Below are 17,559 nucleotides of genomic sequence, written 5' to 3'. Positions count from 1 at the left end.
ACCACCTTCAATTCTCCTTTTTACGATATCAACAATCAAATCTATGACTTAATATTAAAAGCATGCACGTTTGATATCTCCTGGATATCACCGCCAACTGGCCATGCTGCAGGAATGCTGAATGATCGAAACACGTTTGCTCAGGCAGTTCATCGCTGTGGCCGAAGAATTGCACTTTCACAAGGCCGCCGAGCGCCTGCACATGGCGCAGCCGCCGCTGAGCCAGGCCATCAACCGCCTTGAAGAAAAACTGGGTTTCAGCCTGCTGCTGCGTAACAAGCGCGGGGTGCGCCTGACCGCCGCGGGTGCAGCGTTTCTCGACGCGTCTTACCGCACGCTGGCTGAGCTGGAAAAGGGGATCGAGTACGCCCGTAATGTATCTGCAGGGGTCAGCGGCAAGCTGACCATCACGGCCATTTCCATCGCCTATTACGACTCGCTACTTGGCAGCTTGCGCCGTTTTCGCGAGACTTACCCGAACGTGCAGTTGACCATTCGCGAGATGCCATCCGCGTCGCAGGCCAAGGCTTTGCTGGCCGGTGAGGCGGATATCGGCTTCATGCGCAGGCTGCCGCTGCCGGCTGGCACCCTTGAAGCACGGTTGTTGCTTGATGAGCAGATCGTCATGGCCATGCCCGCCAGCCACGTCAAGGCGCAACAGCGGGAAGTCGACCTGCGCGAGTTTGCCGATGAGGATTTCGTATTCACCCCGCAAGCCTTGGGCGGTGGCTATCACGCGCAGTTGATCGCGCTGTGCGAGGCGGCGGGTTTTCATCCCAAGGTCGTGCAGGAGGCGGCGCAGATCCATACACTGCTGGGCCTGGTGGCATGCGGTTTTGGCGTGGCCCTTGTACCGGCCTCGTTCGTTGGCTCAACCCCGCGCGAACGCGTGCAGTTTTGCCCGATCCGCCCTATCGATGAGCAACCCGCCCCCGGGATCGGCCTGTACATGAAATGGAACGCCCAGAACGCTTCGCCAGCACTGGCCAACTTCATTGCCATGTTCGAGACGCAGGAGTGAAGCTTTTGCAGGAGCGGCCTAGTGTCGCTCCTACACGATGTTCATGTTCGCTTTGCAACGTGCCACAGCCGACCAATGTCACAAGCCCGCGCCTGCAGCAGCTGCGCAGCATCGGCACACGCCTGCTCCAGGCTCATCGGCCCGCTGGCCAACGCAAATGCAGCATCGACCCCATGGTCATACAACTGCTGATAACCCTCACCCAAAGTACCGGCCAGCACCACCACCGGCACGCCATGACGCTTGGCTACCCGGGCCACCCCCATCGGCGTCTTGCCTCGCAGTGTCTGGGCATCGAAACGGCCTTCACCAGTCACCACCAGATCTGCCCCCTGCACCAATGCATCGAGGCCGGCCAGCTCGGCCACTACCTCCACCCCAGGGCGGAACTGTGCGCCCATGAAGGCCCGCGCCGCGAAGCCCATGCCACCGGCGGCGCCACACCCTGGGTAATCGCGCACGTCCTCACCCAGTAGCTGTGCGCAATGGTCGGCAAAATGGCCCAGCGCCTGGTCCAGCGCCTGCACCTGCTGCGGGTTGGCCCCCTTCTGCGGGCCGAAGATCGCCGAAGCACCATTGGCGCCACACAGCGGGTTATCGACGTCGGCCGCCACTTCAAATTGCACTTCGGCGAGCCGTGGGTCGAGGTCGCTGGCGTCGATGCGGGCCAGCTTGGCCAGGGCCAGGCCGCCCTCGTCCAGCGCTTGCCCATCCGCGTCCAGCAGGCGCAGGCCGAGTGCACGCAACATACCGCTGCCGGCATCGTTGGTGGCACTGCCGCCGATGGCCAGCACTACCCGTTGCGCACCGGCGGCAAGGGCTGCGGCAATCAGCTCGCCGGTGCCCCAGGTGCTGCTGCGGCAAGCATCGCGCTGGCCGGTTGGTACCAGTTGCAGGCCACTGGCCTGGGCCATTTCAATGATTGCCGTGCGGCTTTCTGGCAACCATCCCCAGCCGGCCTCCACGGTTTGCCCCAGTGGCCCGCGCACGGCCTGGCGGCGCAGTTCGCCGTGGCTGGCGGCCAGGATTGCCTCCATGGTGCCCTCGCCGCCGTCAGCCATCGGGCACTCAACCAGTTCAGCGTCCGGCCATGCTGCACGCAGGCCTGCGGCGATGGCGCGGGCGACACCGGCAGCGTCGAGGCTGTCCTTGAACGAGTCGGGGGCGATGACGATCTTCATGGGGATTCTCCTGTCCTGATGAGCGGCATGCTGACAGCTGTTCGGCAAAGGGGCCTCGGTCAAATGCACAAAACGCCGGACGGGTTGTTTGGGCGGATGCCTTCGTAACTGCTTTCCCGCCTTGTAGGAGCAGCCTTGTGCTGCGAAGAGGCCCGCATGGTCGGAGCGGGTTTTTCGCCCTGAGCGGCCCTTTCGCAGCACAAGGCTGCGCCTACGGGAATCGCGTCAATCTGCTGGCAACAGCTGCAACCCCAGATACAAACTAAGCATCCCTTCCATGCGTAGCGGGTCGACCTCGCCCAGCTCGGCAATCCGCTCCAGGCGGTAGCGCAGGCTGTTGCGGTGGATACCCAGGGCATCGGCACAGGCCTGGCTCTGACCGTCGTGGGCACACCAGGCACGCAGGGTGGTGAGCAACTGCCCGCTGTTGTCCCTGGCGCGAATGCGCTGCAGCGGCTCCAGCAGCTCATCCAGCGCGTCATCATTGCGGTGGCGCCACAACAGCGCCGGCAGCCTGTAGCGCTGCAGGCTGAGCAAGCGCTCGGTGGGCAATACCTCGCGGCCATAGGCCAGCAAGTCACGTACCCGGCGGTAGCCCCGGCGCAGCTGCTCCAGGCTTTGCGCGGCACTGCCCAAGGCCAGCCGCTCCACGTCCCAGCCATGGCGTTGCAGGCGCTCCAGCAGGCGCGATTCATCCAGTGCCACACCGGCTGGCCGGCACCATAGCAATGACTGGCGGGCCGGGCTGACACACCAGCTGTCCGGGTACCGGCTCATCAACCACGCCGACAACGCCTCGGCAGGGGGACCCGAGGCCAGCTCGAACAGGCCCGGCACCCGTGGCAGTTGAGGCTTCAGGCCCAACTGCCGGGCTTCGTCGAGCAGCCGAGGTGAATCACCGCTACCACCCAGCAACAACGCCAGCAGATCATCGCAGCGCTGCCGTCGCCATTGCTGATCAGCCTGTAAGTGGCGCTGGGCCAACAGCATCTCGGCGGTCATGCGTACCAGCTCCCCATAGGTGCGCACCTGCTGCGGGTCACCGGTCAGGCCCAGTACGCCCATCAGCCGGCCATCGAGCATCAGTGGCAAGTTCACCCCGGGCTGCACGCCCTTCAGGCATTTGGCAGCGTCGGTATCCAGCTCGACAATTCGGCCGTTGGCCAAAACCAGTTGCGCCCCTTCGTGGCGGGTGTTGATGCGCTCCGGTTCGCCGCTGCCCAGGATCAAGCCCTGGCTGTCCATGACATTGACGTTGCACGGCAAGATGGCCATCGCCCGGTCAACGATATCCTGCGCCAGGTCATGGTCGAGTTCGAACATTGCGTGGTCCTTTAGGGGTTAGGCTTTTGGGCTCGGGCACAGCAGCCTGAACCAGGCACTGTGCAAAAGCACAAAGACAGGCTAGCCGCAGTCCCCGAGACTCGTCAGAGCGAGCGCCGGAACAGGCGACGCGGCAAAAACCATAACAACAGAGAACCCGATCATGGCACACAGCCCAGCCCCTGACCAAGGCACGGACATCACCCGCAACGCGCTGTACCGGCGCATCACCCTGCGGCTGATTCCGTTCATTTTCATCTGCTACCTGTTCAACTACCTGGACCGCGTCAACGTCGGCTTTGCCAAGCTGCAAATGCTCGACGCCCTGAAATTCAGCGAAACAGTGTACGGCCTTGGCGCCGGCATCTTCTTCATTGGTTATGTGCTCTGCGGCCTGCCAAGCAACCTGGCACTCAACCGCTTTGGCCCGCGGCGCTGGATTGCGCTGATGATGATTGCCTGGGGCAGCCTGTCTACCTGCCTGCTGTTCGTCACTACCCCGACCGAATTCTACGCCCTGCGGCTACTGACCGGCGCTGCCGAAGCAGGCTTCTTCCCGGGCGTGGTGCTGTACCTTTCGCGCTGGTTCCCGGCCGCCCGTCGCGGACGCATCATGGCCCTGTTCATGTCGGCGATCCCGGTGTCGGGCCTGCTCGGCGGGCCGTTTTCCGGCTGGATCCTCCAGCACTTCGCCGCCGGCCAGCATGGCTTGGCCGGCTGGCAATGGATGTTCCTGATCCAGGGCCTGCCCACTGTTGCCCTCGGGGTGCTGGCCGTGTTCCTGCTCAGCGATAGCTACCAGAAAGCTGCCTGGCTAAGCCCGGCCGAACGCCAGATGATCGCCACCGACCTGGAGGCCGACGCAGCAAGCAAGCCCGCCACCACCGGCGAGGGTGTGCTCGCGGTGCTGACCCACCCACTGATCTGGACCTTTGGTTTTATCTACTTCTGTATCCAGAGTGGTGTCTACGCGATCAACTTCTGGCTGCCGTCGATCATCAAGAGCATGGGCTTCGACAACCCGCTGCTGATCGGCTGGCTCAGCGCGATCCCGTACCTGTTGGCCGGTGTGTTCATGATCCTTTGCGGCCGCTCGGCGGACCTGCGCAACGAGCGCCGCTGGCACCTGGTGGTGCCGATGCTGATGGGTGCCGTTGGCCTGCTGATTGCGGTGAACTTCGCCGGCAACCCGGCCGTTGCCATTCTAGGCCTGTCCATCGCCACCATGGGCGCGCTGACCGGCCTGCCGATGTTCTGGCCCATGCCTACCACGCTGCTCAGCGCCGGCACAGCAGTCGCTGGCCTGGCGATCATCAACTCCGTGGGCCAGATGGCAGGCTTCCTCAGCCCGTACCTGGTGGGGTTTATCAAGGATCAGACCGGCTCCACCGACGCCGCACTGTACTCGCTGGCAGCGCTGATCGTGCTGGGTAGCCTGGTGGCCCTGCGTGTCACACGGGCAGGTGCGCTGAGTTCTGCACGGGCCAGTTGAACCTGCTCTCATAGAACAACGTAGTGATTTGGCGTCAACTTGTGGGAGCAACTGTCTTCTTGTGGAAGCTGGCCTTGCCGGCGATGGGGCGCGTAGCGCCCCAAGCCCGGCTCTGCCGGTCGTCAGATCAACGCATCCCCTCCCCAACCCAAGCGTCAAATGGTTCCAAAGGCCCCTTTGGAGAACTCCATGACCCAGCACGCCGTGGCCAGCCTGGCCCAACTCGACGAACACCGCCCCCTGCGCGTCCAGGCCGGCAATGAAGAGCTCATCCTCATCCGCCAGGGCAATCAGGTTCATGCCTACCAGGGCAACTGCCCCCACGCAGGTGCCCCGCTGGACGAAGGCGTGGTCTGCGGCGGCCTGCTGGTCTGCCCTTGGCACAAGGCTGCATTCGCCGTCGATGACGGGGTGGTCTGCGAACCCCCTGCGCTGGCTGACCTGCGCCGCTACAAGGCTTGGGTGAAGGACGATGCAGTCTGGGTCGATGACCAACCGCTGCCCATCATCGACCCACCCAGGCACAGCGACGCCCGCTGCTTCGTTGTGATAGGTGCCGGTGCCGCCGGCAGCGCCGCAGTTGCCACTCTGCTGGCCCATGGCTTCGCTGGCCGGTTGCTGTGGATCGATCAGGAACGCCAGCCGGCCTACGACCGTACCGCGCTGAGCAAATTCGTGATTGCCGGGCAGATGGCGCCCGATGAAGTGCCAGCGTTGCTCGAAGCTGACGCCCTGCGCAAGGGCCAGCTGGAGCGTAAGCACGGTAAGGTGCGCAGCTTGAACAGCCAGAAACGCCAACTGATGATGGCCGACGGCCAGCAAATCACTTACGACGCCTGCCTGCTGGCCAGCGGCGGCAAGGCACTGCGCCCCGACATCCCCGGCGTCGACTTGCCGGGCGTGTTTACCTTGCGCTCGCGGGAGGATGCCGCACAGGTGCTCGATGCAGCTGAGCCCGGCCAGCCGGCGGTGATCGTAGGGGATGGCTTCATCGGCCTGGAGGCGGCCTCGGCCCTGCACGAGTACGGCGTGCAGGTGCATGTAGTGACTCGCCACGAGGTCCCGCTTGCCAAGCAGCTAGGCGATCGCATCGGGCGCAGCATCCGCGAACTGCATGAGCGCAGAGGCGTCACCTTCCATGGCCCCACGCAGGTCCAGCGGTTCGAAGGCCGGGACAAAATCGAGGCGGTGCTGTTGGCCAACGGTGAACGCTTGCAAACGCCAGTGGTATTGCTTGGCACCGGCGTGCAACCGGCCACCGCCTTCCTTCAGGGCGTGCCGCTGAGCGAGGACAAGTCGTTGCGGGTCGATGCCGAACTGCGCGCCGCCGACGGTTTGTGGGCCGCCGGTGACATCGCCACGTTCCCGCTCTCGGGGCGCCCGGTGCGCATCGAACACTGGCGCCTGGCCCAGCAACACGGGGTGATCGCCGCCGCCAACATGCTCGGCGAGCAGCGCCGCTACGCCGATGTACCCTTCTTCTGGACCTACCAGCACGGTCGTACCTATGAAGTGCTCGGCCATGCGCGGGAGTGGAACCGGATCGAGTTCGTCGGTGGGCCGGAACAAGGCGATTTCATTGCCTTGCAGTGTGTGGATGACAGGGTCGAGGCGGTTATCGCCCAAGGGTATTCCGATGCCATGGCGACGCTTTCGCAGCGCCTGAAGCGCCCGTTGAGCCTGCAGGAGGCGTTAGCGCTGATCGGCTGAAGGCTGCCTTTCAATGCCCGGCGGATGTGTGTAAAACAGCGGGATCAGCCGACTGCAAAAGGACTCACGCGCATGATCTACCGCCCCCTCGGCCACAGTGGCCTGCAGGTTTCCGCCCTTACCCTGGGCAGCATGATGTTCGGCGAGCAGACCAGCACCGAAGACGCCCTGCGTATCATCGACAAGGCCTGGGGCCAGGGCATCAACTTCATCGACACCGCCGACGTGTACAACGCCGGGCGTTCGGAAGAGATCGTCGGTGAAGCAGTGGCGCGCCATCGCCATGACTGGATCGTCGCCAGCAAGGTCGGTTTCGGCCCGGCCGAGGGCCTGCCAAACCGCAGCGGCCTGTCACGCAAGCACATCTTCAACGCGCTGGAAGCCACGCTGACGCGCATGGGCATGGACTATCTGGACATCTACTACCTGCACCGCGAAGACCACAAGGTGCCACTGGAAGAGACCGTACAGGCGATGGGCGACCTGCTGCGCCAAGGCAAGATCCGCTACTGGGGAGTGTCCAACTTCCGTGGCTGGCGCATTGCCGAGGTCTGCCACATTGCCGAGCGACTGGGTGTGCCGAAGCCCGTGGTAAGCCAGCCGCTGTACAACATCGTCAACCGCCAGGCCGAGCCAGAGCAGCTGGCTGCAGCCGCCGCACACGGGCTGGGCGTGGTGCCATTCAGCCCCTTGGCCCGGGGCGTACTCAGTGGCAAGTATGCACCGGGTGCTGTGCCCGATGCCGGCAGCCGCGCCGGCCGCCAGGACAAACGTATCATGGAGGTGGAGTGGCGCCAGGAGTCGCTGGCCATCGCTCGGCAGCTTCAGGCCTATGTAGCGGCCAAGGGCGTGGGGATTGTCGAATTTGCCATCGCCTGGGTGCTGAACAACCAATCGGTGAGCTCGGCGATTGTCGGGCCGCGTACCGAGGAGCAGTGGGATACCTATGGTGGTGCGTTGGCGGTGAAGATCACGGCAGAGGACGAAGCGTTCATCGATTCGCTGGTGACGCCGGGGCATGCGTCCACGCCAGGGTTCAATGATGTGGCGCACTATGTAAGCGGGCGGCTGGCCCGTAGCTGATCGCCCGCTTGTACCCGCGAAGAGGCCGGTACTGACAACACCATTGGGGAGCCCTGCGCCGGGCTTCCGGTCCCCCCTTTCCCCAATCATCCCGGTATCGTGCGCACCATTGGTTTTCACCTCTGGAGCTGCAATGAGACTCTTCCAACCCCTGCAAGTCGGCCCGCTCACCTTGGCCAATCGTGTGTTCATGGCACCCCTCACCCGTTTGCGCAGCCTTGAGCCGGGTGATGTGCCAACCACCATGATGGCTGAGTATTATCGCCAGCGTGCCAGCGCCGGGCTGATCATCACCGAAGCCACCCAGATCTCTTTCCAGGCCAAAGGCTATTCCGGCTCGCCCGGCATTCACAGTGCCGAGCAGATCGCCGCCTGGAGGCACATCAACGCAGGCATTCACGCCGAAGGCGGGCACAGCGCCGTGCAGGTGTGGCACACCGGCCGGGTATCGCATACCTCGTTGCAACCCGGTGGCGAAGCGCCTGTCGCACCCTCGGCGCTACCGGCCGACGCCCGCACCACCCTGCGCGACGAGCAAGGCAACCTGGTACGCGTTGAAACCTCCGCACCGCGTGCACTGAGCGAGAACGAAATCGCTGGCATCGTGGCCGACTTCGGCCAGGCAGCGGTCAACGCCCGCGAAGCCGGCTTCGACTTCATCGAACTGCACGCTGCCCACGGCTACTTGCTACACCAGTTCCTTACCCCGAGCGCCAACCAGCGCGAGGACCGCTACGGCGGTAGCATCGAAAACAGGGCGCGCATCGTGCTTGAAGCGGTGGACGCGGCGATTGCCAACTGGAGCGCCGAGCGCGTGGGTATCCGCGTGTTCCCGCTGGGCGGGTTCAATGGCGTGGACAATGGCGAAGACCAAGAGGCCGCAGGGCTATACCTGATCCGGGAACTGGCCAAGCGCAACCTCGCCTACCTGCACCTCTCCGAGCCGGACTGGGCCGGTGGCAAGCCGCTGCGTGACGAGTTCCGCCAGGCGATCCGCGCTGCCTATCCGGGCGTTATCATTGCTGCGGGTGCCTACACCGCCGAGAAAGGCGAAGACTTGATTGGGCGTGGTTTGATCGATGCCGTAGCGTTCGGGCGCAGCTACATTGCCAACCCGGACCTGGTAGAGCGGCTGCGGGCGCAAGCGCCTCTGAACGAACATCGGGCACAGTTCGACTATGCCAATGGGCCCGAAGGCTATACAGATTATCCGTTTCTGCACCAGGCCATGGGCGCTGGCGAAGGTTGCGCTTACCGATAATACGAAAAACGGAGCCCTCCACGGGCTCCGTCTTCCTGCGGCCGGGCACGCCTGGGCGTACCGGACACTCGGGCAACTTACTCGGCGCGCACTTGCGCAGCCTGCATGCCCTTCTGTCCCTTCTCGGCAACAAAAGACACCTTCTGGCCCTCTTTCAGCGACTTGAAGCCCTCCGATTCAATGGCTTTGAAGTGGACGAAAAGGTCGTCGCCACCGCCCTCGGGAGTGATGAAGCCGAACCCCTTCTCATCGTTGAACCACTTGACCGTTCCGTTTTGTCTGTTGGACATACTCTAAACCCTCGAATGCTGGCTGGTGCGTTTACCGGGATGGTTGAGCCGCCAGTCGATCGACTGGCATCTTCACGCTCCATCTTGGGCGATCTGAAGCCAACTGGCCACTCACACTTTTATCAGTACGCAAAAATAGTCGCTGAAAACACACGCACACTACACCAGGTCAGTGCTCCCAGGGCCCGCCCGATTCCCAGCTGGCGACCAACAAGTCAATGAAACCGCGTACCCGAGGGGACAGGTGGCGCTTGCTCGGGTACACGATACGAATCGGGTCCGCCGGTGGCCGGTAGGCGTGCAGGACTTCGACCAGGGTGCCGGCGCGCAGGTCGTCACCGGTGATGTAGGTGGGCAGGTGAATCAGCCCGAAGCCGGCCCGGGCGCCGTCGAGCATCGCCTCCGAGCTGTCGATGTTCAACCGCCCAGGGTCTTCGCACAGGTGCAGGCCTGCTTCAGTGTCAAAGCGCCAAGGCATGGCTTTCTCGCCCGCGAGGAAGGCGATCTTGTCGTGGCCATAAAGGTCGGCAGGCACCAAGGGAACGCCTCGCGCTTCGAGGTACGCGGGCGAAGCGCAGGTGACGAACTGCTGCCAGGCCACCGTGCGGGTCAACAGCTGCGAGTCTTCCTTGGGTGCGCCAATGCGCACCGCAACGTCTACGCCCTCCTCGACCAGGTCGACGAAGCGGTCTGTGAAGCGGATGTCTGCGCGCAGTTCCGGCCATTGCTTGAGGTACTGGTCCAGCACCGGCAGCACATGGCGCTGGCCGAGCGACAGCGGCGCAGTCAGGCGCAAGGTGCCTGTAGGCTTACCGCGGCGCTGGGCCATGGCGCTTTCCACCTCGTCCAGGTCATCCAGTATCTGCCGCCAGCGTTCGAATGCCACCAGGCCCTCGTCGGTCAGGCTCAGCTTGCGCGTGGTGCGATTGAGCAAACGCACCGCCATGCGGGCCTCCAGGCGAGCAATGCTCTTGCCTACCGCCGACCGGGTCAGGCCCAGGCTGGCAGCGGCGGCAGTGAAGCTGCCGGCCTTCGCGGCGCTGACGAAGGCGGCAATATCGCCGAAGCGGTTGGGTTCCATGACAGGTTCCTGAGTGTGGTGCGGCCGGTTTAGATGGGTATGGATCTGGGAATTGCAAGCGGCGACGCTGCAGCGCTTGGCGAGCGGCCGCGCCCCAGGTACAGCGCAGGTGTTATCCGCCAGGAACGCTAAGCCTCAAGACAAGCTTTTGATCACCAGCAGGTGCACGGGATAGAACAGGTAGCCCCAACGCCCTACGGCAGGTATCCGCCAGGCATCATGACGCAACAACAGCCACCCGACAGGAACTGCCAGCGCAGCGGCAACCAGCGTCAGCAGGGTAATGGGCGCCAGAAGATGCTCGCGCAACCAGGTGTTGGTCAGGTTGCCGCCAATGGCCATCAGGCAAGGCAGCAACCAGGCTACCCCACCCTGCCTGCGTGCCATCAGCCAGGCGCCAGGTAGTAACACCCCCGGCAGCCCGTACATCAATTGCTCGCTGAACAACCACCCCGCCAGCAGGCCCGCAAGGCCAAGTACGCGCGCCGGCCACAGTGGGTACTGCACACCCCAGGCAACCAGCAACCCCAGTACCAGTGTCGGCATTACACTGAACGTCTGTGAACCACTGTCCAGCCAGCGATAGGCGGGCTCCGAGAGCACCGCGAACAGCAGCATCAGCGACAGGTAGCGTAGGTTGGCGCGGGTATGGAGCACCTTTGCCCTGGCACGCCCCACATTCACCGCAATGGCCAGGCAAAACAGCGGAAACGCCAGCCGGCCAATCACGAACAAGCCATCGGCCTCAGGCCATATGAAGCGCAGGTGGTCGGTGACCATGGTCAGCATCGCTGTCCATTTGACCAGGTCCAGCCCGGCCGAACGCATGCCTCAGCGCCCGCGTTCGACCGCACCTGCCCCCAGGTACCGGTCGGTCCAGGCCTCCAGCGGCAAAGGCGGCTGCTGGTCGACGATACGACGCCAGATCAGCGCCAGGTCGTGGCTGTTGAACATTGCCCCAGGCCCGGCACCCTCCCACACCGAAGGCACATCGGCAATCCAGTTGCCCTGGTTGTCGCGGTGGGCCATGTTGAAACGGAAGGTGTAGTTGCCCGGGATGCCCATGCGCAGGTCGGTGACCACCAACGCATTGCCTATCTGGTCGTACCGCAGCCAGTCGCCGGTGAACCAGCGCAAGCGTTGATGCAAAGGGTCGCCTGCCAGCGCTTTTGCCAGTTCCAGGTTGCGCGGCAAGCGCTGCATTTCTGGCGCTTGCCGGTCGAAGCTGCTGCTGATGCCTTCGTAGTAATCGCCATCCTGGGTCTTGGCCATTACGCGCCAGACCAGGCTGTTGAATGCGATGGGCACGGCGCGTACCTCGCTCACGACGATACCTTGCTGGTCCAGTGCCGCCTGGAAGCGTTGCTCGGCTGCCATGCGCCCGGCAAGGCCGAAGCCCAGGTAGGCGGTACTGAACACCAGTGACAGGGTCAGCAAGCGTGTAGCCCTGCCGGTAACGCCCTTGAAGCTTGCGTAGATGACCGCCGCCAGCAGCGGCAAGGTATAGACTGGATCGATGATGAACACAGCGGCCCAGCTTTGGGGGATAGGCTGCAGTGGCCAGAACAGTTGCGTGCCATATACCGTGAAGGCATCCAGCAACGGGTGGGTGACAAGTACCAGCCAGAAGGCGAGGAACAGCCTGGGTAACGTGTACCCCTTGCCGGGCCAGCATTTGTTGACTAACCAGGCCAGCAGCAGGGCCAGCCCGGTGAGCACGAACAACGAGTGCGAGAAGCCGCGATGGTAAGTCATCTGCGACACCGGATCGGCGTAGCGGATGATCACATCCAGGTCCGGCAGCGTACCCAGTGCTGCGCCATACAGCAGCGAGCGACGGCCCTGGATGCGCCCCAGGAGGGTACCTTGCAGCGCCGCGCCGAGTACAGCTTGGGTGATGGAGTCCAAGGGTAGCATCCCTGAAAAGTGGTTTCTGAAAGCTACCCTCAACCTATGCCGATACGCAATTCCCGTGTAGGAGCGGCCCTGTGTCGCGATGGGCTGCGCAGCAGCCGCGGCTGTCTCGAACCATAAGGGTTATGGGGCTGCTGTGCAGCCCATCGCGACACAAGGCCGCTCCTATAGCGATCTGCGAAATGCTCGACATTTTGTGTACGCCTGTCAGAACAGCTGCCAGGTGTACACCAGCGTCAAACGATTTTCATCGATATCACTGCGGTAGTTGGAGCGTGCCATGGCATTGCGCACCCGAATCCCCAGCCCCTTCAGCATCCCGCTCTGCACTGCATAACCGATATCCAGATCGCGCTCACGATCACGGCCTTCATAGCCCAGCCCGGTATCAACATTGTTACCGGTGATGTAGCGTACGGTCGCTGTCAGCCCCGGCACCCCCATGGCGGCGAAGTTGTAGTCGTAACGCACCTGGTACGAACGCTCGTCGGTGTAAGCGAATTCATAGGTCGGCACCTCGTTACCCAGCGGCGAAATGTTGGCGAACACCCGTGGGAACGCGCTGTCGCCATAGATGCCCTGGTAGCCTGCATGGAAACTGTGCCCACCATGTCGGGCGGTGAACATCGAGAAGAACGCCTGGTTGTCGATGTTGCCCAGCAAGGCATCGCCATCCTCACGCGCGGTGAAGTAGCCCAGATTGGCACTGAGCACCCAGTCGCCCACAGGCTTGCTGTGCTTGAGGCCGACAAAACCCTGTTCGTAGATGTCCTCCAATTGCCCGTACCACAGGCTGACGCTGCTCTGGTTGGCATTGAACGCATAATCCCCGCCCACATAGTTGAAGGCATCGCTCTGGGCCTGACGCATCGGCACATGGCCAAGCATCGCGTTCATCTTGCCGTCGCCACCTTCGTTGCGCAGGTGGGTGCTTTTCAGGTGCCCGGCCTGCACGGTCAGCCCGTCGATGTCCGACGAACTCAAGCTGGCGCCCTGATAGGTCGGCGGCAGCAGGCGGATGTCGCTGAAGGTCAGTACCGGAAGGTTGGGTTGCAGTTCGCCCACGCGCAGTTCGGTCTTCGACAGGCGGGCCTTGAAGGTGGGCGCCAGGCGGCTGTACTCGTCGGCAGCACGGCCGTCGCCATGCACCGGCAGCAGGCCGGTATTGGCGCGGTCCGGGCTGCTGTCCAGCTTGATGCCCAGCAGGCCCAGTGCATCGACGCCAAAGCCGACCGTACCCGGTGTGTAGCCACTTTTGAAGTCGAGGATGAAGCCCTGGGCCCACTCCTCGGCCTTGGACTGCTTGTTGGCCCCGACAATATCGGAGAAATCGCGGCTGAAGTAGTAGTTGCGGGCACTCAGGGTAGCCTTCGAATCTTCGAAGAAACCGCCGTCGGCGGCCAGCAATGGTTGGCTGAGCAAAGTCAGGCCCAAGGCAACGCAAGGGGTGTGTTTCATTCCGAAGCTCTCTTGATCTTGTTTTTATGGATAAAGCGTTGGGAACACGGCAGCTCATGGGGTGCGGCCCAGCACCTCCCGTGCACGTGGCTGGCGCAGCCTGAGCAGCGCGTGGGCCAGCAGGCCAAACAGCAGCCCCCAGAACGCCGCCGACAGGCCAAGGAATGCCACCCCCGAAGCCGTGACCAGGAAAGTGAACAATCCCGCATCCCGCTCGGCCGGCTCTGCCAGGCTGCGGGCCAGGGCTTCGCTGATGGCGCCATACAGGGCCAGCCCGGCCAGCGCAGCGATCAGCGCCGAGGGAAAGGCTGTGAACAGCGACATCAACGTGGCGCCGGCGATGCCCAGCAGCAGGTACAGGGTGCTGCCAGCAACAGCCGCCACATAGCGCCGCCGTGGGTTTTCATGGGCTTCATGGCCTGTGCACAGGCTGGCGGTAACCGCCGCCAGGTTCAGCCCGTGGCAGCCGAATGGCGCCAGCACGATACCGGCCAGGGCACTGGCACTGATCAACGGGCTGGCCGGTGTGGGGTAACCCGCATTGCGCAGCACCGCCATGCCCGGCATGAACTGCCCGGTCAGCGCCACCAGCACCATCGGCAACGCCAGGCTGAACACCGCCGGAAGGCTGAACTGCGGTGTGATCCACTGCGGTGAAGCCAACTCCAGCACCAGCGCCTCGCTGCGAAACGCACCGCTGGCCACCGTCACCAGGGTGCCCACGCACAGCACCGCAGCCACCGCATAACGGGGCTGTAGCCGGCGCATCAGCACATAAGTGACGAACATCGCCATTACCAGCAACGGCTGCACGGGCAAGGCGCGGAACACTTCGATACCGAAACTGAACAGGATGCCGGCCTGCATACCCGCCGCGATTGACCCCGGCAGGCGCGCGATGATGCGATCGAAGGTACCGCTGAGGCCGATCAGCAGCAGCACCAGGTTGGCCACCAGGTAGGCACCTACGGCCTGTTTCAGGCCGAGTTGCGGCAACGCGGTGACCAGCAGCGCTGAGCCCGGGATCGACCAGGCGATCACTACCGGCACGCGGTAGCGCAGGCTGAGCAGCGCACCGAGCACAGCACTGCCCATGGACACGGCCCAGACCCAGGATGACAACTGCTTGTGGGACAGCCCGGCAGCTTCGGCGGCGTGGAAAATGATCACCAGCGGGCCGGCGTAAGAGATCATCGTGGCGATGCAGCCCGCGACGATGGCGGACAGCGAACTGTCCTTGATCAGGGTTTTCATGAAGCATCTCGCAAGGCGTCGGCCGGCCTTTGTGGCTGGCTCTTGTTCTGGTGTTGGCTTCTTCGCGGGCTTGCCCGCTCCCACAGGTCCAGTGCACTGCCCCGGGTTCCCGCGCCCCCTGTGGGAGCGGGCAAGCCCGCGAAGAAGCCAACTCGGTGTATCAGGCCTCTTGCAAAGCCCGCGGCCGGCTGCTGCGCTGCTCATTCGCACTGCCCTGGGCCTGCTGCAACTGGAAGTCGAACTTCAGCTGCGCATGCCGCCCCGCCGGGCCATCGACGAACACCACCTCCCCCACCAGCCCATCCCGCGTGGCATAGGCAAAGTCATCCCACAGGTATTTGTCCCCGGAGAGGTTGATCTGCGTGGTCAGGTGGCGATGCCCAGCTGCCGAGATAAAGAAATGCACGTGCGCCGGGCGCTGGCCATGGCGGCCCAGCAGGTCCAGGCATTCCTGGGTTGGCCCCTGCGGGTCGCATCCGTACCCCGACGGCACGATGGAGCGAGCGCGGTAACGCCCTTCTGCGTCGGTGACAATGCGACGGCGCAGGTTGTAGGCGGACTGGCTCTGGTCGAAGAACGAATAGGTGCCACGGGTATTGGCATGCCACAGGTCGACGGTGGCACCCGCCAGCGGTTGCCCTTGGGGGTCGAATACCTGGCCTTGCAGATACATCACCGTGGCCACGCCGTCTTCACTGCCGTCGTCCATGCGCACTTCACCGTGAGCGATGGGCGCGCCTGCAACATACAGCGGACCTTCAATGGTGCGGGGTGTACCGCCGGTAAACCCTGCCTGTTCGTCCTTGGCATCCTGCAACAAGTCGAGAAAGTGCTCGATGCCCAGGCCCGCCACCAGCAGCCCGGCCTCGCCGCGCCCGCCCAGGCGGTTGAGGTAGTCGACGGCATGCCAGAACTCGTCTTCGCTGACTTCCAGGTCTTCGATCAACCGTGCGGTGTCTTGCAGCACGCGTTGCACGATACGTTTCAGGCGTGGGCTGCCTTCATCATTGCCAATGCCCGCGGCCTCCTCGAAGAACCGCTGCACTTCGGCAGTGTGGGCAATTTTCACGGTCATTTTGGGTTACCTCATCTTGTTATTTTCGGGTCATGCCTGCGCCACCACGGCCTGGGCTTGCCGACGGCCGCTGGCCAGGTGCACGGCCATGGCCAGCGCGGCAATGGCGCCAGGGATGGCGAAGGCGATGAAGTTGAGTTGCAGGGGCAGGTTGATGCCCATCAGTGCACCGCCCAGCAAGGGGCCGACGATGGCGCCATTGCGGCCGATACCCGAGGCCCAGCCAAGCCCCGTGGAACGCACCGACAGCCCATACATTTGCGCGGCACCGGCATACAGCAGGATCTGCGTTCCAATGGTGGTGGCGCCGGCAATGAAGATCAGCAGGTACAACACCGGCATCGGGCTGTTGACACCCAGCAGGCTGATCGACAGTGCGGCGGCAATGAAGAACGCCACCTTGACCTTGACCAGGTTGTAGCGGTCGCCCAGCCAGCCGCCGAGAATTGCCCCGGCCATGCCGCCGAAGTTCAACGCCAGCAGGAACGACAGGCTGGAACCCAGGCTGTAGCCAGCGTTGGCCATCAGTTTCGGCAACCAGGAGCTGAGTGCGTAAACCATCAACAGGCAGCAGAAGAACGCCAGCCACAACGCCAGGGTGCGCACGGCCAGGCCGTTGCGGAACAGCGCCAGTACCGAGGCCCCACTGCCTTTGCGGTCAGCCGCCTCCAACACGTCATCAGCCTGCACATCGCACCCTGGGTCCAACCGCTTGAGCAGCTTGCGCGCTTCATCGTTGCGGCCTTGGCGCACCAGGAAGCCGATGGATTCCGGCAGGTAGTAGAGGATCACCGGCAACAGCAACAGGGGTACTGCAGCCGCGAAGAACATCGACTCCCAACCGAAGCGCGGCAACATGAAGATGCCCACGCCCGCCGAAAGCATGCCGCCCAGCGAATAGCCACTGAACATGATTGCCACCAGCGTGCTGCGCAGCCGTTTGGGTGCGTACTCGTTCATCAATGCCACGGCGTTGGGCATCAGGCCGCCACAGCCCAAGCCGGCAATGAAGCGGTAGATGCCAAACTCGCTCGGGCTGCTGGCGAAGCCATTGAGGATGGTTGCCCCCGAGAACAAGGCGAAACAGATGGCAATGCCCTTCTTGCGCCCGATGCGGTCGGCCAGGCTGCCGAAAGCCAGGGCGCCGAACATCATGCCGAACAGCGCGTAGCTGCCCAGCGCACCAGCCTGCAACGGGGTCAGGCCCCACTCTTTCATGATCACCGGCAGTACCACGCCGTAGATGAACAAGTCATAGCCGTCGAAAATCAGCAGCAGGCCGCACCAGGCCATGACCATCCAGTGAAACGGGGTGAAACGCGCGTTGTCGATGATCGGGTGTACGTCAAGGGTTCGCATGGCATCTGTCGCTCTTGTTTTTGTTGTGGAGGAAAGCTGTTGCCTTGAGGTTGCTGC

General features: G+C 63.4%; 15 protein-coding genes. 5 read left to right on the top strand and 10 right to left on the bottom strand.

All coding sequences use genetic code 11. The features are described from left to right. Positions 1-121: 121 nt before the first annotated feature. Complete coding sequence (locus CKW35_RS05320) at positions 122-1,021, top strand: LysR family transcriptional regulator (RefSeq protein ID WP_060517824.1); 900 nt, start codon at positions 122-124, stop codon at positions 1,019-1,021. A gap of 41 nt (positions 1,022-1,062) precedes the next feature. Here CKW35_RS05320 and CKW35_RS05315 read toward each other — a convergent pair whose 3' ends face one another. Together CKW35_RS05315 and CKW35_RS05310 are read right to left on the bottom strand one after the other, a co-directional pair. Further along, positions 1,063-2,202 (bottom strand): glycerate kinase, encoded by a 1,140-nt coding sequence (locus CKW35_RS05315; protein ID WP_095115360.1) that lies wholly within the window; start codon positions 2,200-2,202, stop codon positions 1,063-1,065. A 225-nt stretch (positions 2,203-2,427) separates the two neighbouring features. Beyond that, positions 2,428-3,525, bottom strand: a complete 1,098-nt coding sequence (locus CKW35_RS05310; RefSeq protein ID WP_016487215.1) for a sugar diacid recognition domain-containing protein — start codon at positions 3,523-3,525, stop codon at positions 2,428-2,430. Positions 3,526-3,688: 163 nt separating this feature from the next. Between CKW35_RS05310 and CKW35_RS05305 the strand changes: the two genes are divergently transcribed. The 4 genes from CKW35_RS05305 (at position 3,689) to CKW35_RS05290 (ending at position 9,071) form a co-directional block, all read left to right on the top strand. Continuing rightward, complete coding sequence (locus CKW35_RS05305; RefSeq protein ID WP_060517828.1) at positions 3,689-5,017, top strand: MFS transporter; 1,329 nt, start codon at positions 3,689-3,691, stop codon at positions 5,015-5,017. A gap of 189 nt (positions 5,018-5,206) precedes the next feature. Then, on the top strand, positions 5,207-6,727 hold the full coding sequence (locus CKW35_RS05300) for an FAD-dependent oxidoreductase (RefSeq protein WP_095115358.1): 1,521 nt from the start codon (positions 5,207-5,209) through the stop codon (positions 6,725-6,727). Positions 6,728-6,799: 72 nt separating this feature from the next. Next, positions 6,800-7,810, top strand: coding sequence for an aldo/keto reductase (locus CKW35_RS05295; RefSeq protein ID WP_016487217.1), 1,011 nt, complete (start codon positions 6,800-6,802; stop codon positions 7,808-7,810). Between the two features lie 133 nt (positions 7,811-7,943). Beyond that, positions 7,944-9,071, top strand: a complete 1,128-nt coding sequence (locus CKW35_RS05290; protein ID WP_060517837.1) for an alkene reductase — start codon at positions 7,944-7,946, stop codon at positions 9,069-9,071. Between the two features lie 77 nt (positions 9,072-9,148). Here CKW35_RS05290 and CKW35_RS05285 read toward each other — a convergent pair whose 3' ends face one another. The 8 genes from CKW35_RS05285 to CKW35_RS05250 form a co-directional block, all read right to left on the bottom strand. Then, a complete protein-coding gene (locus CKW35_RS05285; RefSeq protein ID WP_023047412.1) occupies positions 9,149-9,361 on the bottom strand; it encodes a cold-shock protein in 213 nt (70 codons plus the stop codon). Positions 9,362-9,530: 169 nt separating this feature from the next. Further along, entirely contained in the window at positions 9,531-10,442 is a 912-nt protein-coding gene (locus CKW35_RS05280; RefSeq protein WP_023047413.1) for a LysR family transcriptional regulator, read from the bottom strand. Positions 10,443-10,577: 135 nt separating this feature from the next. Further along, positions 10,578-11,270: a TraX family protein gene (locus CKW35_RS05275; protein WP_060517839.1), complete on the bottom strand. Its 693-nt coding sequence runs from the start codon at positions 11,268-11,270 to the stop codon at positions 10,578-10,580. 3 nt (positions 11,271-11,273) lie between these two features. Next, positions 11,274-12,350 (bottom strand): metal-dependent hydrolase, encoded by a 1,077-nt coding sequence (locus tag CKW35_RS05270; RefSeq protein WP_095115356.1) that lies wholly within the window; start codon positions 12,348-12,350, stop codon positions 11,274-11,276. 213 nt (positions 12,351-12,563) lie between these two features. Continuing rightward, the gene (locus tag CKW35_RS05265; protein WP_095115354.1) at positions 12,564-13,814 is read right to left on the bottom strand and encodes an OprD family porin; all 1,251 of its coding nucleotides are present in this window, start codon (positions 13,812-13,814) and stop codon (positions 12,564-12,566) included. 54 nt (positions 13,815-13,868) lie between these two features. Next, a complete protein-coding gene (locus CKW35_RS05260; protein ID WP_095115353.1) occupies positions 13,869-15,068 on the bottom strand; it encodes a benzoate/H(+) symporter BenE family transporter in 1,200 nt (399 codons plus the stop codon). Positions 15,069-15,228: 160 nt separating this feature from the next. Further along, positions 15,229-16,143, bottom strand: a complete 915-nt coding sequence (gene catA, locus CKW35_RS05255) for a catechol 1,2-dioxygenase (RefSeq protein WP_023048139.1) — start codon at positions 16,141-16,143, stop codon at positions 15,229-15,231. A gap of 30 nt (positions 16,144-16,173) precedes the next feature. Then, a complete protein-coding gene (locus CKW35_RS05250) occupies positions 16,174-17,502 on the bottom strand; it encodes an aromatic acid/H+ symport family MFS transporter (RefSeq protein ID WP_016487225.1) in 1,329 nt (442 codons plus the stop codon). Positions 17,503-17,559: the final 57 nt, after the last annotated feature.

Origin of the sequence: Pseudomonas sp. Irchel 3F3 (assembly GCF_900187545.1) — a bacterium.
In the GTDB taxonomy this organism is placed as follows: Bacteria; Pseudomonadota; Gammaproteobacteria; order Pseudomonadales; family Pseudomonadaceae; genus Aquipseudomonas; species Aquipseudomonas fortuita.
The sequence above is the reverse complement of the archived record's forward strand: the minus strand, read 5'-3'. Positions and strand labels throughout refer to the sequence as shown.